This is a genomic window from Sphingomonas sp. 179-A 2A2 NHS (assembly GCF_045371305.1).
Lineage (GTDB): Bacteria > Pseudomonadota > Alphaproteobacteria > Sphingomonadales > Sphingomonadaceae > Sphingomonas.
Map to the genome: position 1 here is coordinate 138,360 of NZ_JBIQDE010000003.1, position 22,360 is coordinate 160,719.

22 protein-coding genes and 1 tRNA gene are annotated in these 22,360 nt (G+C 67.0%); 9 read left to right on the forward strand and 14 right to left on the reverse strand.

The window, feature by feature from the left end; genetic code table 11:
* Window positions 1–144 precede the first annotated feature (144 nt).
* The 3 genes from ACH0AE_RS07025 (at window position 145) to ACH0AE_RS07035 (ending at window position 3,596) form a co-directional block, all read left to right on the forward strand.
* The gene (locus tag ACH0AE_RS07025; protein WP_294445138.1) at window positions 145–1,377 is read left to right on the forward strand and encodes a type III PLP-dependent enzyme; all 1,233 of its coding nucleotides are present in this window, start codon (window positions 145–147) and stop codon (window positions 1,375–1,377) included.
* A 108-nt stretch (window positions 1,378–1,485) separates the two neighbouring features.
* Window positions 1,486–2,565 (forward strand): 1,9-bis(guanidino)-5-aza-nonane synthase, encoded by a 1,080-nt coding sequence (locus tag ACH0AE_RS07030; RefSeq protein WP_231022206.1) that lies wholly within the window; start codon window positions 1,486–1,488, stop codon window positions 2,563–2,565.
* 59 nt (window positions 2,566–2,624) lie between these two features.
* Complete coding sequence (locus ACH0AE_RS07035; protein WP_294443466.1) at window positions 2,625–3,596, forward strand: alpha/beta hydrolase; 972 nt, start codon at window positions 2,625–2,627, stop codon at window positions 3,594–3,596.
* Here ACH0AE_RS07035 and ACH0AE_RS07040 read toward each other — a convergent pair whose 3' ends face one another.
* The 7 genes from ACH0AE_RS07040 to ACH0AE_RS07070 form a co-directional block, all read right to left on the reverse strand.
* Window positions 3,597–4,181 carry a GNAT family N-acetyltransferase gene (locus ACH0AE_RS07040; protein WP_406875599.1) on the reverse strand — a complete coding sequence of 195 codons (585 nt, stop codon included), beginning with the start codon at window positions 4,179–4,181 and terminating at the stop codon, window positions 3,597–3,599.
* Window positions 4,182–4,330: 149 nt separating this feature from the next.
* On the reverse strand, window positions 4,331–5,599 hold the full coding sequence (gene clpX, locus ACH0AE_RS07045) for an ATP-dependent Clp protease ATP-binding subunit ClpX (RefSeq protein ID WP_294443464.1): 1,269 nt from the start codon (window positions 5,597–5,599) through the stop codon (window positions 4,331–4,333).
* Window positions 5,600–5,677: 78 nt separating this feature from the next.
* The gene (locus tag ACH0AE_RS07050; protein ID WP_294443463.1) at window positions 5,678–6,367 is read right to left on the reverse strand and encodes an ATP-dependent Clp protease proteolytic subunit; all 690 of its coding nucleotides are present in this window, start codon (window positions 6,365–6,367) and stop codon (window positions 5,678–5,680) included.
* A gap of 85 nt (window positions 6,368–6,452) precedes the next feature.
* On the reverse strand, window positions 6,453–7,247 hold the full coding sequence (locus ACH0AE_RS07055) for a MipA/OmpV family protein (protein WP_294443462.1): 795 nt from the start codon (window positions 7,245–7,247) through the stop codon (window positions 6,453–6,455).
* Between the two features lie 41 nt (window positions 7,248–7,288).
* A complete protein-coding gene (locus tag ACH0AE_RS07060; RefSeq protein WP_294443461.1) occupies window positions 7,289–8,218 on the reverse strand; it encodes a glycosyltransferase family 2 protein in 930 nt (309 codons plus the stop codon).
* A 183-nt stretch (window positions 8,219–8,401) separates the two neighbouring features.
* Complete coding sequence (gene tig / locus ACH0AE_RS07065; RefSeq protein WP_294443460.1) at window positions 8,402–10,078, reverse strand: trigger factor; 1,677 nt, start codon at window positions 10,076–10,078, stop codon at window positions 8,402–8,404.
* 61 nt (window positions 10,079–10,139) lie between these two features.
* A tRNA-Leu gene (locus ACH0AE_RS07070) sits at window positions 10,140–10,224 on the reverse strand.
* Between the two features lie 111 nt (window positions 10,225–10,335).
* On the opposite strand from ACH0AE_RS07070, the gene ACH0AE_RS07075 reads away from it, so the two are divergent.
* Window positions 10,336–10,494, forward strand: a complete 159-nt coding sequence (locus ACH0AE_RS07075) for a hypothetical protein (RefSeq protein ID WP_294443459.1) — start codon at window positions 10,336–10,338, stop codon at window positions 10,492–10,494.
* A 66-nt stretch (window positions 10,495–10,560) separates the two neighbouring features.
* Here ACH0AE_RS07075 and ACH0AE_RS07080 read toward each other — a convergent pair whose 3' ends face one another.
* Complete coding sequence (locus ACH0AE_RS07080) at window positions 10,561–11,058, reverse strand: response regulator (RefSeq protein WP_294443458.1); 498 nt, start codon at window positions 11,056–11,058, stop codon at window positions 10,561–10,563.
* Window positions 11,059–11,166: 108 nt separating this feature from the next.
* Between ACH0AE_RS07080 and ACH0AE_RS07085 the strand changes: the two genes are divergently transcribed.
* On the forward strand, window positions 11,167–12,423 hold the full coding sequence (locus ACH0AE_RS07085; protein WP_365928264.1) for a pseudouridine synthase: 1,257 nt from the start codon (window positions 11,167–11,169) through the stop codon (window positions 12,421–12,423).
* Window positions 12,423–12,965, forward strand: coding sequence for a 16S rRNA (guanine(966)-N(2))-methyltransferase RsmD (rsmD, locus tag ACH0AE_RS07090; RefSeq protein ID WP_406875601.1), 543 nt, complete (start codon window positions 12,423–12,425; stop codon window positions 12,963–12,965). Before ACH0AE_RS07085 ends, rsmD begins: the two co-directional genes overlap by 1 nt.
* On the opposite strand, the gene ACH0AE_RS07095 is transcribed toward rsmD, so the two are convergent.
* The 3 genes from ACH0AE_RS07095 to ACH0AE_RS07105 all read right to left on the reverse strand — a co-directional run bounded on the left by ACH0AE_RS07095 (window position 12,962) and on the right by ACH0AE_RS07105 (window position 15,759).
* Window positions 12,962–14,257, reverse strand: coding sequence for an MFS transporter (locus ACH0AE_RS07095; protein ID WP_294443456.1), 1,296 nt, complete (start codon window positions 14,255–14,257; stop codon window positions 12,962–12,964). The two genes, rsmD and ACH0AE_RS07095, sit on opposite strands and share 4 nt — an antisense overlap.
* 67 nt (window positions 14,258–14,324) lie before the next feature.
* On the reverse strand, window positions 14,325–15,281 hold the full coding sequence (locus ACH0AE_RS07100; RefSeq protein WP_294443455.1) for a L,D-transpeptidase family protein: 957 nt from the start codon (window positions 15,279–15,281) through the stop codon (window positions 14,325–14,327).
* A gap of 76 nt (window positions 15,282–15,357) precedes the next feature.
* Window positions 15,358–15,759 (reverse strand): GFA family protein, encoded by a 402-nt coding sequence (locus ACH0AE_RS07105; RefSeq protein WP_294443454.1) that lies wholly within the window; start codon window positions 15,757–15,759, stop codon window positions 15,358–15,360.
* A 76-nt stretch (window positions 15,760–15,835) separates the two neighbouring features.
* Between ACH0AE_RS07105 and ACH0AE_RS07110 the strand changes: the two genes are divergently transcribed.
* Entirely contained in the window at window positions 15,836–18,151 is a 2,316-nt protein-coding gene (locus ACH0AE_RS07110; protein WP_294443453.1) for an ATP-dependent helicase, read from the forward strand.
* Between the two features lie 20 nt (window positions 18,152–18,171).
* Here the strand turns inward: ACH0AE_RS07110 and ACH0AE_RS07115 are convergent, their stop codons facing one another.
* On the reverse strand, window positions 18,172–18,627 hold the full coding sequence (locus ACH0AE_RS07115) for a GNAT family N-acetyltransferase (RefSeq protein WP_294443452.1): 456 nt from the start codon (window positions 18,625–18,627) through the stop codon (window positions 18,172–18,174).
* Between the two features lie 144 nt (window positions 18,628–18,771).
* On the opposite strand from ACH0AE_RS07115, the gene ACH0AE_RS07120 reads away from it, so the two are divergent.
* Window positions 18,772–19,335: a glycine zipper 2TM domain-containing protein gene (locus tag ACH0AE_RS07120; RefSeq protein ID WP_294443451.1), complete on the forward strand. Its 564-nt coding sequence runs from the start codon at window positions 18,772–18,774 to the stop codon at window positions 19,333–19,335.
* Window positions 19,332–19,742: a cupin domain-containing protein gene (locus tag ACH0AE_RS07125; protein WP_294443450.1), complete on the forward strand. Its 411-nt coding sequence runs from the start codon at window positions 19,332–19,334 to the stop codon at window positions 19,740–19,742. The genes ACH0AE_RS07120 and ACH0AE_RS07125 overlap by 4 nt, the downstream gene beginning before the upstream one ends.
* A gap of 3 nt (window positions 19,743–19,745) precedes the next feature.
* Here ACH0AE_RS07125 and ACH0AE_RS07130 read toward each other — a convergent pair whose 3' ends face one another.
* Window positions 19,746–20,096, reverse strand: coding sequence for a hypothetical protein (locus ACH0AE_RS07130; protein WP_294443449.1), 351 nt, complete (start codon window positions 20,094–20,096; stop codon window positions 19,746–19,748).
* Window positions 20,097–20,219: 123 nt separating this feature from the next.
* Window positions 20,220–22,316, reverse strand: a complete 2,097-nt coding sequence (locus ACH0AE_RS07135) for a prolyl oligopeptidase family protein (protein ID WP_294443448.1) — start codon at window positions 22,314–22,316, stop codon at window positions 20,220–20,222.
* Between the last annotated feature and the right edge of the window lie 44 nt (window positions 22,317–22,360).

Here is a 22,360-nt window from a genome sequence, read left to right on the forward strand (position 1 = left end):
AATTAACCTCCCTCGAAAACTCTTTACATGCGGGGTCACCGACCCTAATTCGCGCCTCCGCTGCCCCATGGGACTTCCACCGCAAGGCAGTGTTTCGCAACTGAAGACCGGGGGCTTGCCTCCTGGCATTGGAGGTCCCTTGAATTGCATCAGGATCATTGCGCGCTGGGGCTAGCGCCCCTCTCGACCGTTGCTCGCAACTCTGTTTCGAGCGCCCTCGACATCGCACAGGCCAAGCCAGTTCAGCCGGTGACGCTCGTGCGTCCGCACGCCGCGGCACGCGCCGCCCGGTTCTTCGTGGAGAAGTTCCCGGGCCGGTCGATGTATGCCGTGAAGGCGAATCCGTCGCCCGAGCTCATCCAGATCCTCTGGGACAACGGGATCACGCATTTCGACGTCGCCTCGATCGCCGAGGTGCGGCTGGTCGCGCGCACGCTGCCGGAAGCCACCTTGTGCTTCATGCACCCGGTGAAGGCCGAGGAAGCGATCGCGGAGGCGTATTTCACGCACGGCGTCCGCGTGTTCAGCCTCGATTCGCTCGAAGAGCTCGACAAGATCATGCGCGCCACGCGCAACGCGGCTGACCTCACGCTGTGCGTCCGCCTGCGCGTGTCGTCGGAGCATTCGAAGCTCAGCCTCGCGTCGAAGTTCGGCGTGCCGGCGCAGGATGCGAAGCCGCTGCTGTTCGCCGCCCGCCAGGCAGCCGATGCGCTCGGCATCTGCTTCCACGTCGGCAGCCAGGCAATGACGCCGGAAGCTTATGCAGAGGCAATGGAGCGCGTACGGGCCGCGATCGTCGATGCCGCCGTCACGGTTGACGTGATCGACGTCGGCGGCGGCTTCCCGTCGTCCTACCCGGACATGGCGCCGCCGCCGCTGGAGCTCTATTTCGAGACGATCCACCGCGCATTCGAGAGCCTGCCGATCAGCTATTCGGCTGAACTGTGGGCAGAGCCGGGCCGTGCGTTGTGCGCTGAGTACAGCAGCGTCGTCGTGCGCGTCGAAAAGCGCCGCGGCAACGAGCTGTACATCAACGACGGCGCGTACGGCGCGCTGTTCGACGCGGCGCACATCGGCTGGCGCTTCCCGGTCACGCTGCTGCGCGAGCCGCAGTCGACCGTGCGCGATCATCCCTTCTCGTTCTACGGACCAACCTGCGACGATCTCGATCACATGGCAGGCCCGTTCCTGCTGCCGGCGGACATCACCGCCGGGGATTATATCGAGATCGGCATGCTCGGCGCTTATGGCTCGGCGATGCGCACCGCGTTCAACGGCTTCGGATCGGACGAGACGGTGATCGTCGAAGACGAGCCGATGGTGTCGCTCTACGTTGCATTGGAACGCGAGGCCGCGTCCAACGTCGTAAAGCTGTAACCGACTGCTTACATTGAAATAGACGGCGGCGCTCGCAGGGGCGCCGTCGTTCTTACGGGTTAACGCGTCCCCTCCGAACGACGTGTGCCATCATGCGAGAAGCAACCCATGACTGACACCCTCACGAAGACCGCGGCGGCAAACGCGCCGATCAACGACACCCGCAAGGCGGAACTGCTGTCGAAGCAGGTCAAGCACATCGACATCAAGTCGTTCGACGCGCGCCCGATCGTCGACGCGATGAGCGACATGAGCTTCACCAGCCGCGACCTCGGCCGCGCGACGAAGATCTACAACGAGATGCTGGCGGACAAGGATTGCACCGTGTGCCTGGTGATCGCCGGATCGACCAGCGCCGGCGGCTGCATGGATCTCTATGCCGATCTGGTGCGCAACAACATGGTCGACGTGATCGTCGCCACCGGCGCCACCATCGTCGACATGGATTTCTTCGAGGGCCTTGGCCACAAGCACTATCAGGCGCTTGAGATCCCCGACGATGATACGCTGCGCTCGCTGTACATCGACCGCATCTACGACACCTACATCGACGAGGAGCAGCTGCAGGACTGCGACTTTACGATCAACAAGATCGCGAACGAGCTGGAACCCAAGGCCTATTCCTCGCGCGCCTTCATCCGCGAGATGGGCAAGTATCTCGTCGAGCACGGCAAGAAGGAGAACAGCCTCGTCAAGCTCGCCTATGAGCATGACGTGCCGATCTTCTGCCCGGCGTTCGTCGACTCGTCGGCCGGCTTCGGCCTCGTCAAGCATCAGGTCGACCGCGCCAAGGAAGGCAAGCCGTACATGATGATCGACGCGGTCGCGGACTTCCGCGAACTGACCGAGATCAAGATCAAGGCGGGCACCACGGGCCTGCTCATGATCGGTGGCGGCGTGCCGAAGAACTTCATCCAGGACACCGTCGTCTGCGCCGAAATCCTTGGTCACGAGGACGTCGAGGTTCACAAGTACGCCGTTCAGATCACCGTCGCCGACGTGCGCGACGGCGCCTGCTCGTCCTCGACGCTGCAGGAAGCCGCGTCGTGGGGCAAGGTGAACACCGGCATCGAGCAGATGGTGTTCGCCGAGGCCGGGTCGGTAATGCCGCTGCTGGCGTCCGACGCCTATCACCGCGGTCACTGGAAGGATCGCGCGAAGCGCGGCTGGGCGAAGCTGTTCGCCTGATCGGCTTGGCCTGACGACAGGTTTGCGCCACACCCTCCGTCGCAAGAGAGAGAGGTGTGGTGCAGATCGATCGTCGGATGGTTCTTGGGGGCGCGCTTGGCGCCGCGATGATGTCGGGACTGGCCCGTGCCCAGGCCCCAAGCCAGCAGCCGGGACAAGCAGGCGCCGTCACTTCCTGGCCGCCCGCCGACCACTTCAGACTATGGCCGGGCCGCGCGCCCGGTGCGCCGCGGGTGCTCCCGCGCCCCGATTTCGCGATGAACGGCGCTCCCCCACGCCGCGAGCTACACCTGCGCGGGGTGGCTGATCCGGTCGTCGGCATCTATCGCGCGTCGCAGCCGGACGGCCGCGCGCTGCTCGCCATCCCCGGTGGCGGTTATCGCTTCATCTCGGTCGAGAACGAAGGCATCAACGTCGCGCGGACCTTCAATCCACTTGGCGTGACCGTCTATGTCCTCGGCTATCGGCTCCCCGGCGAAGGCTGGGCCGATCCGCAGGACGTGCCCTTGCAGGATGCGCAGCGCGCGATGCGGCTGGTGCGCGCACGCGCCTCCACCGACGGCTTCGATCCGGCGAAGCTCGGCATCGTCGGCTTTTCGGCCGGCGGCCTCCTCGCCGCCAGCCTGATCGTCGCGCACGACGATCCCGTTTACGCCAAGGTCGACGCCGCGGACGATGGCTCTGCCCGGCCGGCGTTCGCCGGGCTGGTCTATCCGGTTATTGCCGGCGACGTGATGCGCATTGGCAAGGAAGCCGCCGGCCGCTTCGACACCGCGCGCCGCGTCCGCCGCGACAGCCCGCCCGTGTTCATCGCCCACGCGCTCGATGATCCGCTGGTGCCGCTGGCGCAGCCGCTGTCGATGATGCAGGCCTGCCAGGCCGCCCGCGTTCCCGTGGAAGCCCATTTCTTCCAGGAGGGCGGCCACGGGTTCGGGCCCGCCTATCTGCCGCCGGAACTGCCCGGTTCCCGCTGGCCTGACTTGTTCGATCGCTGGATGAAGCGGGCGCTCGCGACGCCGCGCCCTGCGTGATCAGTCGGGCGGGCGGAGCATCGACCAGAAGCGCGGCCCGCCCCCAGGCACCACCCATTCGTCGGTGATCTCGAAGCCGAGCGAGCGGTAGAAACCGAGGTTCCGCTCGGTCGCGGTCTCGAGATAGGCGGGAAGCCGCCCCGCCGCGCGCGTCAGGCCGGCCCGCACCACTGCGCCGCCCAGGCCCTTCCCCTGCGCAGCCGGATCGCAGCCGGCGATGTGGAGGTACCAGAAGTCGCCGGCGGGCATGTGCGCCGCGATGGCGTTCGACACCTTCAGCGCGCGCTGAATGTTCGCTCCGAGCGCGCGCCACAATGGCCACGCCTGCCGCAACATCGTTGCGGTACTGGTATTCGCCCTTCCGGGCCCCCGCCACAAGGTCGCCGCCTCGGCGCCGCCTGTGACGATCCGCATGCCGGCAGCATCCTCGTCGAACAGCAGCGCGAACAGGCGCGGCAGGCGCCGCGCGCGCTCGACGGGGTCGGGAAAGATCCAGCTCATCGCCGGATCTTCGGCGAAGGCGCGGGCGAGCATGGTCGAAACCCGGCCGCGGTCCGCGCCTCCGGCGATGCGCATCCCGGTCATCGACCAGAACCGCGTGGCCTGACGGGCCTTCCCACTCGACCGATCATCACCCCCTCCTCGCTTCGTTGCCAGCCTGACGTGCCTGACCGGAAACGAAAAGGGCGCCGATCGCTCGGCGCCCTTCGTCTGTTACCGCTGCATCACGACGCTCACGCCGCGTCGCTGCCGGCCTTTTTCTTTTCGGTGTAGACGCGGATCGGCTCCTTGCGGCCCTCCACGACGTCCTTGTCGATCATCACTTCGTCGACCGAATCCATCCCGGGCAGCTCGAACATCGTATCGAGCAGGATCGCCTCGAGGATCGAACGGAGGCCGCGCGCGCCGGTCTTCCGCTCGATCGCCTTCTTCGCGATCGTGACCAATGCGTCGTCAGTGAAGCCAAGCTTCACTTCCTCCATCTCGAACAGCTTCTGGTACTGCTTGACCAGCGCGTTCTTCGGCTCGCTCAGGATCTTCACCAGCGCCGTGACGTCGAGATCCTCGAGCGTCGCAATCACCGGCAGACGACCGACGAACTCAGGGATCAGGCCGAACTTCAGCAGATCCTCAGGCTCGGTCTGGCGCAGCACCTCGCCGGTGCGCTTCTCCTCGGGCGAAGCGACATAAGCGCCAAAGCCGATCGACTTGCCCTGCAGGCGATCGCCGATGATCTTCTCGAGCCCCGAGAAGGCACCGCCGCAGATGAACAGGATGTTCGTCGTATCGACCTGCAGGAATTCCTGCTGCGGATGCTTGCGGCCGCCCTGCGGCGGCACCGAGGCAGTGGTGCCTTCCATGAGCTTCAGCAGCGCCTGCTGCACGCCCTCGCCCGACACGTCGCGCGTGATCGAGGGATTCTCGGCCTTGCGGCTGATCTTGTCGATCTCGTCGATGTAGACGATGCCGCGCTGCGCCCGCTCGACGTTATAATCCGACGCCTGCAGCAGCTTCAGGATGATGTTCTCGACATCCTCGCCGACATAGCCCGCCTCGGTCAGCGTCGTCGCGTCGGCCATGGTGAACGGCACGTCGAGGATGCGCGCCAGCGTCTGCGCCAGCAGCGTCTTGCCGCAGCCGGTGGGGCCGACGAGCAGGATGTTCGACTTCGCCAGTTCCACGTCCGCGCCCTTGGCGCCGTGGTTCAGCCGCTTGTAGTGGTTGTGCACCGCGACGGAGAGCACGCGCTTGGCCTGCTTCTGCCCGATGACATAATCGTCCAGAACGTCGCAGATCTCCTGCGGCGTGGGCACGCCGCCGTCCTTCTTCGAGACGAGCGCGGACTTGGTTTCTTCGCGGATGATATCGTTGCACAGCTCCACGCATTCATCGCAGATGAACACGGTCGGTCCTGCGATGAGCTTGCGAACCTCGTGCTGCGACTTGCCGCAGAACGAGCAATAGAGCGTGCTCTTCGAGTCACCGCCGCTGAGCTTGGTCATTCAATCACATCCTTTTCGGCCGAGCATGGTAACCCGGCCGGTCACAATCCGGCAATGCCGGAAAAGGGCTAACGCGCGTCAGGCCGCCGCAGCCACGTCGTCGGCCGGAGCAGGCCGCTTGTCGAACACCTCGTCGATCAGGCCGAATTCCTTCGCCTCATCACTGCTCATAAACTTGTCGCGATCCATTGCATTCTCGATCACCTCGAGCGGCTGACCGGTGTACTTGGCGTACAACTCGTTCATCCGGCTACGGATGCGCAGAATTTCACGCGCCTGGATCTCGATGTCGCTGGCCATGCCCTGCGCACCGCCCGAGGGCTGGTGGATCATGATCCGCGCGTTGGTCAGCGCCACCCGCATGCCGGGTTCACCCGAAGCCAGGAGGAAGCTGCCCATCGAGGCGGCCTGACCGATGCACACCGTGCCGACGCGCGGCCGAATGTACTGCATCGTGTCATGGATCGCCATGCCCGCCGTGACGACGCCGCCCGGCGAGTTGATGTACATGAAGATGTCCTTCTTCGGATTCTCCGATTCCAGGAACAGCAGCTGGGCGGTGATCAGGCTCGCCATGCCGTCCTCCACGCCGCCCGTCACGAAGACGATGCGCTCGCGCAGCAGGCGGCTGAAGATGTCGAACGAACGCTCGCCGCGGTTCGACTGCTCGATCACGATGGGAACGAGGCCGGCCTGCGTCTGCTGCATGCCGACGCCGGCGCGCGCCAGGGCGCCTGCGAAGTCGCCGGTCTCGAACGGATTGTGCATGAAAACTCTCTCTTATGCCCTGAAGAACACCTATGTCGCGCGCGCGACCGGGGACTTCAAGCCCCCGCCCTGCCAGTGTCGCGCGTCAATTGCGCCGGCCGAAGAAGGTGTAGGTCAGCGCCAGGCCACCGGCGAACTGGTCGCGCGATCCGTAGCGCCGCACCACCGGAGAACGCGCCGCATCGTCGATCAGGCGGTCATACTTGGCATAGGTGTAAATGCCCCAGCGCGGCGTCAACTGCTTGAGGAAGCCCGCATTGGCGCCGACCGCCTGCACCCCGCCCGAGGGGCGGAAGGCGGGCAGCCCCGACGGGGCGACCGCCTCCGGCGGAACGCCGAAATAGGCGCGCTGGTAGCGACCGTTCGTGATGGTGAGCCGCGGGCCGATCGCGAACAGCCAATCGTCTCCGTCGCGGGCGACGTAATCAACGCTCGCGAAGCTGATCAGCCCCTTGTGGCCGCCAACGCCCTGCCGCACCTCCAGCCGCGCCCGTACCGGTGCGGCGAAACTGTATTGAACAAAGGCACCGGGCTCGAAGGTGAACCCCACGCGCGGCACGCCCGGCACATCACGCCCGCGGCGCTTCCCTTCGAATCCGATTGCAGGACCGGCTTCAAAACCGTTCGAACGGAAGACCGGGAAACCGAAGCTTTCGTCCGCCGCCTCGAAGTCAAAGTCAGCATTGGCGTCCGCGCGGGCCAGGTCGAAGAACGGACGAACATTGTAATCGTCAGATCCGGGATAGCGCGGCACCAATTGCGGGCCGATCCCGACTCGTATTCTGCGAGACGAGTTATCGCTCTGCGCTGCTCCCGCAGTCGACCAGAGGGTGCCTGCGAGCACAAGCGCCGCTACGCGGCACGATAAAGCGTTCGTCATCCACGAACGCTAGGCTGAATAATTCAACCTGACCAGTGGTTTCAGGCAGATCCAGGCGCGCGGTGCGCGAGATACGCCAGGCGGCGCACTTCGCGTCGCCCGCGGACCACCGTATCAAGGATCAGTCCGGCAAAGCCGCACAGCGCCGCCAGGATCGTGAGCCCGGTAACGAGGATCGCGGTGGGGAAGCGCGGCACGAGGCCGGTATGCACGTAGGTGATCGCAAGCGGGATCGCGAGCAGCACGGCCAGCGCCAGAAGGACGGCACCAAAGGCACCGAAGAACCACAAGGGCCGCTCGATCCGGTACAGCGTCGCGATCGTGCCCAGGATACGCCAGCCGTCGCGATACGTGCTGAGCTTCGACACCGATCCTTCCGGCCGAGCGAAATACGGCGTCTCGATCTCCGCCACCGGCATTTTCAACTCGAGCGCGTGAACCGAAATCTCGGTCTCGATCTCGAACCCGACCGACAGCACCGGGAAGCTCTTGACGAAGCGTCGCGAGAACACCCGGTATCCGCTTAGAATATCGCTGAAGCTGCGCCCGAAGAGTTGAGCGAGCATGCCGGTGAGCAATGCATTGCCCAAGCGATGCCCGCGGCGATAGGCGGCCGCTGCCTCCCCCACCCGGCAGCCCACGACCATGTCGAGCTGCTCGTCCAGCATGCGGCGCACGAGCAGCGGCGCGGAGGCGGCGTCATAGGTCGAGTCGCCGTCCGCCATGACATAAACGTCAGCATCCACGTCGGCGAACATCCGGCGCACGACGGCGCCCTTTCCCTGGGTCCGCTCGGTGCGCACGACGGCGCCGGCCGCTCGCGCCACCTCGACGGTGCGGTCCTGCGAATTGTTGTCGTAAACATAGATCGTGGCGTCGGGCAGTGCGGCGCGAAAGCCCGCGATCGTCTGCGCGATCGCCGCTTCCTCGTTATAGCACGGCAGCAGCACGGCGATCACTGGTTCAGCCACGTTCACATCCCATCGCCACCATGGCCACCCGGGCAGGGCTCACCGGCCGGCGGTCTCATAATCCCAAGGTTCTTGCGAAAGGGTGGATGCCGGGCAAGCCGGCGTGACGCCTGGCGTCAAAGAAACCGCCCGCATCGCCCGTGGCCCGCAAGGGCCCGGACGATGCAGCGGTACGTCGTGATATTAGCCTTCGGCCTTCGGTGCAGCCTTCTTGGTCGCCTTCTTGGGCTTGGCTTCGGCTGCCGGTGCGTCGGCCGCAGCCTCGTCGCCTGCCGCGGCCTTAGCCTTCTTCGCCGCCGGCTTCTTGGCCGGAGCAGCCTCTTCGCCGGCCTCGGCGTCAGCCGCCTTCTTCTTGGCGCCCGGCTTCTTCGCCGGCTTCGCAGCCGCTTCGTCCTCGGCGGGTGCAGCAGCCTCGTCAGCAGCTGGCTCGTCGGTCACCGGTTCGGCAGCCTTCTTCTTGGACGCAGCCTTCTTCTGCTTCGGCTTGTGATTGTCGTGATCATGGTGATGCGTGCCGGTCGCGAAACCGTCCTCGCTCTCGATCGCGGCTTCCAGCTCCTCGCGGGTCGTCTCGCGCTCGGTGACCTCGGCCTTCTCGAACAGGAAGTCGACGACCTTGTCCTCGTAGAGCGGCGCGCGCAGCTGGGCAGCCGCCATCGGCTCCTGCTGGATGTACTGGATGAAACGCTGCTGGTCCTCGCCGCGATACTGCTGCGCAGCCTGGGCGATCAGGCGGTTCATTTCCTGCTGCGTCACCTCGACGCCATTTGCCTGGCCGATCTCGCTCAGCAGCAGGCCAAGACGGACGCGGCGCTCGGCGATCTTGCGATAATCGTCGCGCTCCTTCTCCATCTCTTCCATCGCCGCCTTCGGATCGGGCTCATGGGTCGCCTCATGCTCGAGCTGCGCCCAGATCTGCTGGAACTCGGCCTCGACCATCGACGGCGGCACTTCGAAATCGTGGCCGGCAGCGAGCTGGTCGAGCAGCTTGCGCTTCATGTGCGTGCGGGTGAGGTTGCCGAGCTCGCTCTCGATCTGCCCACGGATCAGGCCGCGCAGCTGCTCCAGGCTCTCGAGGCCCAGGTTCTTCGCCAGCTCTTCGTCAACAGTTGCCTCGCCGGCGGTCTTCACCGATTTCACGACGAGGTCGAACGTCGCGTCCTGGCCGGCGAGTTCCTTCGCCTGATAGTCCTCGGGGAAGGTCACCTTGATCTGGCGCTCGTCACCGGCCTTCACGCCGACGACCTGATCCTCGAAGCCCGGGATCAGGCGGCCAGCGCCCAGCTCGACCGCCATGTCGCTGCCGGTGCCGCCCTCGAAGGCAACGCCGTCCATCGTCTTGCCGACGAAATCGACTGTGACGAGGTCGCCCATCTTGGCGACATAGCCTTCCTCGGTGTCGTCCCAGCGCTTCGTCTGGTCGGCGAACTTCTGCAGCTGCTCGTCGATCACGGCGTCGTCGGCCGGAACGGTCAGCTTCTCGAGCTTCAGGCCGTCAATCGCCGGCGCCGGCACCTGCGGCAGCACTTCCAGCTCGACCTTCAGCTCGGCATCCTTGCCCGGCTCATAGCCTTCGACGAGCTCGACCGACGGCTGGATCGCGGGGCGCAGCTGCTGCTCGGCGATCAGCGCCTGAATGCCTTCCTGGATCGAGCTGTTGAGCGCGTCCTGATGAAGCGCCGGGCCGTGCATCTTGCGCACGAGGTTGGCCGGCACCTTCCCGGGGCGGAAGCCGGGCATGCGAACCTGCGGCGCAACGCGCTTCAGCTCTGCATCAACCCGCGCATCGATGTCCTTCGCCGGAATGGTCAGCGTGTAGGCGCGCTTCAGGCCCTCGTTCAACGTCTCGACAGTCTGCATCTTCGTGCCTTCAACTGAAATTTCGTGGATGGTGCCTGCCCGCGGCAACGCCGCGGATGACTGGTGCGGGCGAAGGGACTCGAACCCCCACATCTTGCGATACTGGAACCTAAATCCAGCGCGTCTACCAGTTCCGCCACGCCCGCATCTAGGCACCGCCGATCGCGGGGCCTCTATACCGCGCGCGAGCGCACGGCAAGCGGCGCGAGCAACCGCCGCAGCCGCCAATCGTTGGTGGCGCGAGAGGAAAGCAACAAATGGCTACCGTACCCCCCGCCGAAGTCCCCCCGCAGCCGAGCCAGGCGCCCGAACCGAGCGCACCGCCGCCCGAGATCAACCCGCCCGGCCCGGACATCGATCAGCCCGCGCCAAGCTCGCCCGGCACCGATCCGTCTCCGGTTCAGCCAACCGACTGACGCCTCGTCTCTGCGCGTCGCGGGCCCTGCGTCCGGCGACGCGCCAGCCCGCCCGGGCGCGCGGCCTCACGCGTCGAAGGTTGCGCCCTGCTCCTCCGCTCCGCCCGCCCGCTTCACGGGTGCAGGCGCAGGTACGGCCTTGTTGGCGAAGAGGCGGAAGCCGCTCGGCAGTCGGCCCGGCCGACGTCCCTCGATTGCCGCCTCCACCGCGTTGATCGCCGACAGCAACGCGCGCTGCGTATAAGGCTTGGCGAGGCAGCCCGTCGCATAGGCTTCGGCATCGCCCGGGCAATTGCCCGTCACGAACATGACGGGGATGTCGCGTTCGGACGCGGCCCGCGCCACGTCGATGCCCGTCCCGTCGGCGAGCGCCACGTCGACCAGCACGAGGTGAATGTCGACGCCGGTTTCGATCACCGCCAGCGCATCCACCACCCGATCGACGGTTGCGACGATCTCATAATCGCGATCGGTCAGCAGGTGCTCGGTGTCGAACGCAACCAGCGGCTCGTCCTCGACGACGAGCAATCGGACGATGGACCGTTTCTTCCGCCCGAAAATCATCACTATTCCCGCACCTACTCGCACCGGACCACACGATGATAACGCGGCAGTGCGCGCCGGGTCGCAAATATTTTCGCGCAGCGCACACAACGGTTGTATCAGCGCGCCATGCCGACATCTCCTGCCGACGGTTCGCCGTCGTCCCGCCCGCTCCATCGTATCGCCAAGCTGCTCGCCCGCGCCGGCGTCGCCTCGCGCCGGGAGATTGAGCGGATGATCGCCGAGGGCCGCGTGGCGCTGAACGGCGCACCGGTCGAGACGCCCGCGACGCTGCTCGCCTCGCTCGATGGCGTGACGGTCGACGGCAACCCCGTCGCCGCGCCGGAGCCCGCGCGCCTGTTCCTGTTCCACAAGCCGACTGGCGTGCTGACGACCGAGCGTGACCCCGCCGGCCGCCCCACCATCTATGATCGCCTGCCCAAGGGCCTCCCGCGGCTGATGCCGGTCGGCCGGCTCGACCTTAATACCGAGGGGGTGCTGCTGATGACGACCGACGGTGGCCTGAAGCGTCAGCTCGAACTCCCGGCTACCGGCGTCGAGCGCGCCTACCGTGCCCGCGCGTACGGCCGGATCAGCCAGCCGCAGCTCGAGGAGCTGATCGAAGGCGTGGAGATCGAGGGCGTCCGCTACGGCCCGATCGACGCCAATATCGAGCGTCGCACCGGCACCAATGTGTGGATCGAGATGATCCTCAAGGAAGGCAAGAACCGCGAAGTCCGCCGTGTGCTGGAACATCTCGGCCTGCAGGTCAGCCGGCTGATCCGCACGCGCTACGGCCCATTCGTTTTGGGCGACCTGGCACCCGGCCAGATCGGCGAAGTGCGCCGCCACGACGTGGAAAGCTTCCGCGCCGATCCGGCTCGCCGCGAGTTGCCCCAGCCCGCGAGACGCCGCGCGGTCTCCGTCGTGGAGCCGTCCGCCGAGATGATCCGGGCGCCTGTCGCCGACCAGAACGCAGCGCGCGCGAAGCCCGCGCGCCCGGCCCGCCCTCCGCGGCAAGGCGGCCCCAAGAACGAACCGCGCCGGCGCGCCGACGGCTCGGTCGCCGTGCGCGGTGCTGGCGGACGAACCAACCGCGCCCGGTCCTTCCGCGAATCGCACAGCGACAATGAACCGGTCCCCAGCGCGCCCCGCGCGCCCAGGCCAAGGCAAGGAAAGCCCGGCTCCGCCTCGTCAGGGCGGACTGATGGCGTCCAATCACGCCCGGGTCGCGCAGATTCGTCGCGCCCGTCCGTCGGCGGCGTGCCTCGTTCGCCCCGTAGCGGCGGCCCACGCCAAGGCGGCACCGGCGCCTCGCGGCCGGGCGGCCCCCGTCCCCCCCGGCCAGGCAAGCCCCGGCCGCCGCGCCCGCGGGGTGATCGCTGATGCGGATCATCGCCGGGCAATGGCGCGGCCGCCCGCTTGCCGCCCCGAAGGGAGACGCGACCCGGCCGACCGCGGACCGTACGCGTGAGGCGCTGTTCTCGATGCTCACCAGTCGCGTCGGCACCATGGAGGGACTCGCCGTCGCCGATCTGTTCGCCGGCTCCGGCGCACTCGGGCTGGAGGCGCTGTCTCGCGGCGCGGGGACATGCCTGTTCGTGGAGCAAGATCGCGCCGCGCTCGATGCGCTGCGCGCCAACGTCGCTGCGCTCGGCGCGACCGGGGCGGAGATCCGCGCCGGCAGCGTCATGTCGCTCGGCCCCGCACGTGCGCCGCTCGACCTCATCATGATGGACCCGCCTTATGCCAGCGGCGCTGGCGCGGTGGCGCTGGACAAGCTCTCGCGGCTCGGCTGGACGTCGCCGGGCACCTGGATCAGCATCGAAACCGGGCGGACCGAGGATGTGAACGTCGCCGGCTTCGCAGCGGACACGGTGCGCGTCCATGGCAAGGCGAAGCTGACGATCCTTCGCGCGGTCGCTTAGGGTTCCAGCACCACCGCATGGGCGCGCGGCGTGCCGCGCACCGCAAGCAGGGCGATGAAGCTGAGCGCTGCGGCCGCGCTGCCGTAGAGGCCGACGGCGCCAAGCCCGTAGCTGCCCGCCAGCGCCTGGCCCACCAAAGGGGTCAGGCCGCCGCCCAGCACGCCCGCGACGTTGAACGCCATCGATGCGCCAGTGTAGCGCACGCGCGGCGGGAACAGTCCCGGCAGCCACGCGCCAAGCGGGCCGTAGACGAACCCCATCAGCAGCAGCGCGAGCGAGAGGTAGAGGAACACCTGCAGCAGCGAGCCGGAGCCCAGCATCGGCCCAAGCAGGAAGCCGGCGATCACCACGCCCACGCACCCGCCGGCCAGCACGCGCCGCTCATCGAAGCGGCGATCCGCCAGCCATGCCGAGGCGTAGATGCCGACCGCCATGAACAGGATCGCGCCAAGCTGGACCAGCAACATCGACTGCATCGGATAGCCAAGCGTCTTGGTGCCATAGCCGAGCGTGAACGCCGTCGCGATATAGTAGAGCGCGAAGCAGGCGATCGCCCCGATCGTTCCAGCGAGAGTCGCACCGCCATGGTGCCGCATCAGTTCGGCGAAGGGCACCGCGGGCGGCGGCGCTTCCTCCAGCGCGGCGGCGAATTCCGGCGTCTCGGTCAGCTTCAGGCGGATCCAAAGGCCAAGCGCGACGAGCAGCGCGCTGACCAGGAACGGGATGCGCCAGCCCCAATCGCGGAACTGCTCCGGCGTCAGCCATACGCCGAGCAGCAGGAACAGGCCGTTCGCCGCGATGAACCCGGCGGGCGCGCCCATCTGCGGGGCGCAGCCAAAGCGCGCGCGCCAACCCGGCGGCGCATTTTCCACCGCCAGCAGCGCCGCGCCGCCCCATTCACCGCCGAGGCCAAAGCCCTGGCCGAAGCGCAGCAGGCAAAGGATGAAGGGCGCCCACCAACCGGCCGAAGCATAAGTCGGCAGGAACGCGATCAACGTGGTGGACAGCCCCATGGTGAGGAGGCTTGCGACCAACGTCGACTTGCGCCCGATGCGGTCGCCGAAATGGCCGAAGAAGGCCGCGCCGACCGGCCGAGCAAAGAACGCTACCGCCAGCGTCGCGAAACTCGCCATCTGCTGCATGCCGGGCTCGGCGGAAGGGAAGAAGATCTCCCCGAACACCAGGCTCGCCGCCGTCGCGTAGATGTAGAAATCGTAGAACTCGACCGTCGTGCCGACGAAACTTGCGGTGAGGACGCGGGCGGAGGAATTGCTGCTGGCGGTCGCGGTCATTCTTCCCCTCTCCGCTTGCGACGCGGGGAGGTCAACTGGCGAGGCTACGACGGCAATCGCGGGCCGGTCAGTTGCCGGTGACGAAGTCCTGCAGGTTGGTCGCCGTGGTGCTCAGGCTGTCCGGCGTCACGACCACCGTCGCCCCCGGCGCCAGCACCGCTTCGACACGGCCACGATAGGCGTCCGGCAAGGTCACGTCGCCGGCCGCCAGATCCTCGTCCACCGATTGCCCGGGCAGCGCGATGCGGGACCATTGGGTCGCGGGATCCCCCGTTCCGCCGCGGTAGCTGTAGAGATACGCATGGGTCACCGGGCGAGCGACCGACACGGGCACCCGCCCGATGATCCGTCCGCCGCGGATCACCGTCAAGGCGCGGTCGGCGGTGCTGACCACGAACGATACCGATCCCGTCGGCGAACGCTCCGGCTCCCAGAAGGCGCTCGCCAGGCGCGGCGCTGGCAGGCCGCTCTTGGCCGCGCCGATCAGGTCCGCGGCCGCCGCGATCGAGGGCAGCGCCGCCTGCTTCGTCACTACCACCGTCATGCCCAGCCGCGTCTGGTCGTAGAGCAGCTTGGCGAAGGCGTCGGGCAAGCGGATGCAACCGTGCGACGCGGCATGGCCGGGCAGCTTGCCGGCGTGAAGCGCGATCCCGTCCCAGGTCAGCCGCTGCATGAAAGGCATCGGCGCGCTATTGTAGAGGTTTGAATAATGCTCCTTCTTCTTCTGGAGCACGGTGAAGATGCCGACGGGCGTCTCATGCCCGCGCTTGCCGCTCGAGATCGTCGTGATCCCGATCGGCACGCCGTTGCGGTAGACCACCGCGCGCTGCGTCTCCAGGCTCACCACCATCAGCATCGGCCCCTCGGGTGCCGTCTGCGGCGCCCAGAGATATTCGCCCGGCTTCAGCGCCCGCGCCGCGCGCAGCACCGATGCATTGTCGAGCGTCGCCTTGCCCGTAACGGTGATCGGCGGCTGCGCCGGCTCCGCCTGGATCGGCAATGCGGCGAGAAGAAGCGCGTACATCATCCCTGCCCCTTACCCGCCCCCGGCGCTTCCGGCCAGCACCCGGCGGCGAGCGACGCCACACGTCCGTCGGGCGTTAGTCCATGCCGGGATAGGTCGTGAATTCCGGCAGGTCCGTCATTCCCCTGGTCCACGACAGGCGATCCTTGATCATGATCTGCGCGCCCGGCGGCTGGCTTTCAGGGTCATCGAGCGTGCCGGAATGGATGTCGATGATCCCCGGCAGGAAGGCTGGATTGCGATAAAACAGGCCGGTGCCGCACGTGCCGCAAAACTCGCGGCTGCCGTGCTCCGACGACTGATAGCTGACGGGCGAACCCTCGATCGTCACCTGATCGGCCTTGAACGCGATCCAGCCCACCATCGGCGCGCCGGACCAGCGCCGGCAATCATCGCAATGGCACAGCGCATGATGCTCAGGCGCGCCTTCCGCGGACCAGCTGATCGCGCCGCAGTGACACTTGCCCGTGATCGCCATGCTATCCTCCCAGCTTTTCGTTGCCGCTTTGTTCTCACGGATTGCGTCGTCGCGCAAGCCTGACTACCTGTCCCGGGTGACTGATCTCTCCGCCGATACCCAGCTCGCCGATCCGCCATACCTGCGCGGCCTCAATCCGCCGCAGCGCGAGGCGGTGCTCACCACCGATGGCCCGGTGCTGGTCCTCGCCGGCGCCGGCACCGGCAAGACGGCGGCGCTAACGGCGCGACTCGCCCACCTGCTATGGACGCGAAAGGCCTATCCGAGCGAGATCCTCTCCGTCACCTTCACCAACAAGGCCGCGCGCGAGATGCGCGAGCGCGTTGGCCGCCTCGTCGGCGACGCGGTGGAAGGCATGCCGTGGCTCGGCACCTTCCACGCGATCGGCGCCAAGATGCTGCGCCGCCATGCCGAACTGGTCGGGCTGCAAAGCAACTTCACCATCCTTGATACCGACGATCAGCTTCGCCTGCTGAAGCAGCTGATCGCCGCCGCCGACATCGACGAGAAGCGCTTCCCCGCGCGCAGCCTCGCCGGGCTGATCGACGAATGGAAGAACAAGGGGCTCACCGCCCGTGATATCGACGCCGGCGAAAGCGAGCGCTACGCGAACGGCCGCGGCGGCGAGCTTTACGAGCAATATCAGGCCCGTCTGCGCGCGGTGAACGCGTGCGACTTCGGCGACCTGCTGCTCCACGTCCTCACCATCCTGAAGACGAACCGGGAGGTGCTGGAGCAATACCAGCAGCGCTTCCGCTACATCATGGTGGACGAATATCAGGACACCAACTCGGTCCAGTATCTCTGGCTCAGGCTGCTGGCACAGGAGCGGCGCAACATCTGCTGCGTCGGTGACGACGATCAGTCGATCTATTCCTGGCGCGGCGCGCAGGTGGAGAACATCCTGAAGTTCGAAAAGGACTTCCCCGGAGCCAAGGTCATCCGGCTGGAGCAGAATTACCGCTCGACGCCGCATATCCTCGGCGCGGCCGGCGGCGTGATCGACAACAACACCGGCCGGCTCGGCAAGTCGCTGTGGACCGAGCTCGACGTCGGCGAGAAGGTCCGCGTGATCGGCGTGTGGGACGGGCCGGAAGAGGCACGCCGCGTCGGCGAGGAGATCGAGGCCTGTCAGCGCAACGGCAAGAGCCTCGACGATATCGCGATCCTCGTGCGCGCGCAGCATCAGACGCGCGAGTTCGAAGACCGCTTCATCGCCATTGGCCTGCCTTATCGCATCGTAGGCGGCTTCCGCTTCTACGAGCGGCAGGAAATCCGTGACGCGCTGGCCTATCTGCGCGTCGTCAACCAGCCCGCCGACGACCTTGCGTTCGAACGGATCGTCAACACGCCCAAGCGCGGGCTCGGCGACAAGGCGGTGGCGAAGGTCCACCAGCTCGCGCGCGCCGAGGGCCTGCCGCTCACAGCCGCCGCCGCACGCATCCTCGATACCGACGAGCTGACGCCCCAGGCGCGCCGCGCGCTCGGGAACCTCGTCGGCGACATCGCGCGCTGGCGGCAGATGTCACGCGAACTGCCGCATCCCGAGCTCGCCCGCCAGCTGCTCGACGAAAGCGGCTACACCGCCATGTGGCAGGCGGAGAAGTCGACCGAGGCAGCCGGTCGGTTGGAGAACCTCAGCGAACTCGTCCGGGCGATGGAAGAATATGAAAGCCTCGGCGCGTTCCTCGAACACGTCAGCCTCGTCATGGACAATGAAGGGACGCGCGAGGATCCCAAGGTCACCATCATGACGATCCACGCCGCCAAGGGGCTGGAATTCGACACCGTGTTCCTGGCCGGTTGGGAGGAGGGCATCTTCCCGTCGCAGCGCGCGCTCGACGAAGGCGGCACGCGCAGCCTGGAGGAGGAACGCCGCCTCGCTTACGTCGCGATCACTCGCGCCCGCCGCCGCGCCGTGATCCTCCACGCCGCGAACCGCCGCATCTACGGCCAGTGGACCTCGTCGATCCCGTCGCGCTTCGTGAACGAACTTCCCGCCGACCATGTCGAGACCGAGACGACCATGTCCGGCGGCGAAAGCCTGTGGCGCGCCAATTGGTCAGAACGCGCCGATCCCTTCGCGGATGTCGGCCGCGGCACCGGGCGCGGGCCCGGATGGCAGCGCGCCGCCGGCACGCTCGGCGCAAAGCCGGGCGGCGAGTGGCAGACCCGCACCTTCTCGCGCGAGCCGACCCGCGTGGTCGAAAGCCGCTCGCCTTCCGTCAGCCTCGGCAACAAGGGGCGGGACGATCTGTCGGTCGGCCTTCGCGTCTTCCACCAGAAGTTCGGCTACGGCACGATCGAGGAGATCGAGGGCAACAAGCTCGAGATCGAGTTCGAGAAGGCCGGCCGCAAGCGCGTGATGGACAGCTTCGTCTCGCTTCCGTGAAGCCACGATGATCGCCGCCGTTACAGCGTCATCTTGAATCCCAGGTGGCTCTGCTCGAACCCGGCGCGTGCCCAGAAGCGATGCGCCGCCGTCCGCAAGCCATGCGACAGCAACTGCACCGTAGCACACCCGGCCGCGCGGCACTGCTCCACCGCCCAGCGGACGAAAGCTTCGCCGGCGCCCCGCCCCCGCAGGTCAGACGCGATCCGCACCGCCTCGATCTGCCCGTGCCAGCTGCCCTTCGCCGACAGGCCCGGGATCACCAGCAACTGCATCGTGCCGATGATGCGGCCATCCTCGTCGGCCACGACCAATCGTTGATAGGGAGTCGCCTGCATCGCGCGGAAGGTATCGAGATAGCGCGCGTTCAGCGGCAGCGACGGATCCTCTCGCGCGGCGCCAAGCACGTCGTCGGCAAGCAGCGCGACGATCGCCGGAAGATCGGCCTCGTCCGCATCGCGGTAGGTAATGGTCATCTCCGGCATCTAGGGGTCGGCAGGGACAACAACAACGCAAGTCCTCGCCTGGCCGCGGCGGGCCGATGCTACCGTTCAGGAACGATACGTCGGCGAAACCGTATCGCAGCCACGCCCACTGTTGGGCATCGAGAGGATAGTCCCATGTCTATTCGTCGCTTCGGCATCGCCCTTGCCACCGCCGGAACCGCCGCCTGCCTCGCCGTCGGCACGCCCGCCGCTGCGCAGTCGGCGGCCGACACCGCCCGCTTCCGTGCCGCGCAGGAACGCTTCGCCCGCGAGCTGGACACCTTCCGCAGCGAGTTCGACCGCTATCAGTCGCTGCAGCGGATTCCCGGCGCCGGCTCGCGCGATCCACGCTGGGACGATGGCCGCACGGCGCCCCCGCCGGTGCGCTACAATGATGATGGCGAGTGGCGCGACGAGGGCGACTATGATCCCGCCCGCTATTATCGCTCGGGCTCGCAATATCAGGAACGTGCGCTGGCGCCGACGGACCGCGTCTATTCCGGCTCGGACGGCCGCTATTACTGCCGCCGACCGGATGGCACCACCGGCCTCATCGTCGGCGGCGCCGCTGGCGGCATTCTCGGCAATGTGATCGACGGCGGGCGCAGCCGCACTGTTGGCACCCTGCTCGGCGGCGCGCTTGGCGCTCTCGCCGGCCGCGCGGTCGATCAGAACAGCCAGCAGATCCGCTGCCGATGAGCGAAGCGCGGGCGCTGATCGAGCAGCTCGGCCTCGCGCCGCATCCGGAAGGTGGCCATTACCGCGAGACGGTAAGGCTGCCCGCCGGGGCGGGCGGGCGATCGCCGATGACCGCGATCCTGTTCCTGCTCGATCGTGACGAGCGGTCGCACTGGCACCGGGTCGACGCAGCGGAGCTATGGCTGTGGCACGGCGGCAATCCGCTGACGCTCCGCATCGCGGAGGCCGGCATCGTCACCACGCACCGGCTCGATCGCGACAGCCCGCAGGCCTTGGTGCCCGCGCACGCATGGCAGGCGGCGCACGCCGACGCGGGCTGGGCGCTCGTCGGCTGCGTCGTCACGCCCGGGTTCGACCTCGCCGGCTTCGACCTTGCGCCGCCGGGCTGGTCACCGCCCGGCGCGTAGGTCTCAGCCGTCTATGGCGAGCAGGGTCACGCCCTCGTAGCGGGGCTCGGCCGGGTTGAACAATTCGCTGGGGGTGAAGCGCCGCGGCGTCACGCGCATCCCGCCAAGGCCCGCGATCTTGAACGCGCCGACCTTGGGCTCCCTGGGCGGCTTGCCGTCCCGTTCGAGCGTCACGGCGTCGAGATAATATTCGCCGTGCTTGGTGTACACGATGTGCGGTGCCAGCGTGACGGAGCCAAGATTGTAGGTGGCGGCAAGTGCCTGCTGCTTCACGATCGCCTCGAAGACGACCGGCATGGTCGCTGGAGGAGCGGGCGGCGGCGCGACCCGATCTTCATCGGTGTTCAGCTTCATGCTCACCGGTCTAACTCAACCTGCTGCACCGCAGCAACAATCGTTTTCCGCAACTGTTCGTTCCATCTTTGCATGCTGTCGAGGGCACAGCGCATTACCGCCGCGCCCCCTTTGTGGTTGGCTTCAGCTCGCGGGGCCCATCAGCCTCTGCGCGAAATACACCGTCTGCAACGCCTGCAGCCGTGCACCCTGGGCGATGTCCGCGTCGCCCGAATGTCCGCCGGCGGTATCCTCGTAGAAGAGGTACGGCAGGCCGAATTCCTTCATCCGCGCCGCGAACTTGCGCGCATGCTGCGGCCCGACGCGATCGTCCTTGGTCGTCGTCCAGATATAGGGCTCGGGGTAACGCACCCCCTTCTTCAGCGCGTGGTAGGGCGAGATACGCGCCAGGAACGCGCGCTCCTCGGGCACGCTGACCGATCCATATTCGTCGACCCAGGATGCGCCCGCCGCAATTCCTTCGTACCGCAGCATGTCGAGCAGCGGCACCTGGATCGTCACCGCCTCCCAAAGCTCGGGATGCTGCGTCATCTCGACGCCCATCAGGAGCCCGCCGTTCGATCCGCCGTAGATGCCAAGCTTCGACGGCTTGGTGATGCCGCGCTTCTCCAGATCGCGGGCAACGCTCGCGAAATCGTCGAACACGATCTGCCGCTTGGTCTTCCGGCCCGCCTCGTGCCACGCGGGCCCGAACTCGCCGCCGCCTCGGATGTTGGCGAGCACGAAGGCCCCGCCGCGTTCCAGCCACAGCTTGCCGGTGATCCCCGAATAGGCCGGCGTGCGCGACACCTCGAACCCGCCGTAAGCGGTCATGATCGTCGGCGTGTCACCGGTCAGCTTGCCGGCGCGGTGAACCACGAAATAGGGCACCTTGGTGCCATCCGACGAGGTCGCCTCGAACTGCTCCACCGTCAGCCCCGTCGCATCGAAGCGCGCGGGCAGCGCCTTCACCTCGACGGGTGCGGCAGTACCTGCGGCGTCGAACGCCATCAGCCGCGTCGGCGTGGTGAAGCCCGAAACGGCCAGGTAGCCCCGGTCGCTGCCAAGCTCGCTCGTCACCAGATCCACCGAAAGGTTGTCCGGCAGTGCCAGCGTGCGGCTCGTCCAGCCGTCGCCGTTCGGCGTGAACACCATCGCGCGGCCACGAACATTGTCATAAACCGATGCCACCACCGCGTTTCGGGTCACCGTCACATTGTCGCGATCGACCGATTGGCGCGCGGCCGGCTTGAAGATCAGCTGCGGCGTGCCGCCACCCTTGTGCGCCTCCTCCAGCGTCAGCGAGGCGAGCGATCCTTCCGGCAGCGCACCCCACGGTTCGCTGGCGCGGATGATCAGCCGGCCATCCACCATCCCGCGAATGCTGGTCTTCTCCGGCATGGCAATGCGGACAACCTGCTTGCCGTTCCAGATCAGCTGTTCGGACGTGAAGAAGGTCTTGCCGCGCGAGATCAGCACCGCGCGGTTTCCCTTGGCATCGACGACGACCGCCGGCCACACGCCGATATCGTCCACGGTGCCCTGGTAGATCTCCTGCGCCGCCTCCAGCGGCTGGCCGCGCTTCAGGATCTTCACGATGCGCGGATAGCCGGACTTGGTCAGCGCGCCCGCGCCCCAGTCGCGCGACACGATCAGCGTGTCGGCATCGATCCAGTCGGCGCCCTGCTTCGATGTCGGGAGGTTGAAGCCGCCCTCGACGAACTTGCCCGTCTCCAGGTCGAACTCGCGCATGGTGGTGGCGTCTTCGCCGCCCTCGCTCAGCGCGATCAGGCAGCGCCGCTCGTCGGGCTCCAGACACGTCGCGCCCTTCCACACCCACTTCTTGCCCTCCGCCTTGGACAGCGCGTCGAGATCGATCAGCGTCGTCCATTTCGGCGTTGCCGAGGCGTAGTCCGCTGCGCTCGTCCAGCGCCAGATGCCCTGCGGATGCTCCTTGTCGCGCCACAGGTTGAAGATCCGCCCGGCGATCATTTGCGGCATCGGGATGCGATCTTCAGCGGAGGCGATCTCCAGCGCCTCGTTGAAGAACGTCTGGTAGCGCGGGTCGGATTCCAGCCGCGCCAGCGTGCGCTTGTTCTCCGCTTCGACCCAGGCGAGCGGCTTCGCGCCATCCTTGTCTTCGAGCCAGATATGAGGATCATCGGTCATCGTCTTGATCTGGGCGACAGCCCCCGTCGCTGCAAGCGCCGCAAGGGCCACACCGATCGTCCAACGCTTCATTCTTCACTCATCCTCTTGGTTCGGCGACGATCTCTACGCAATTG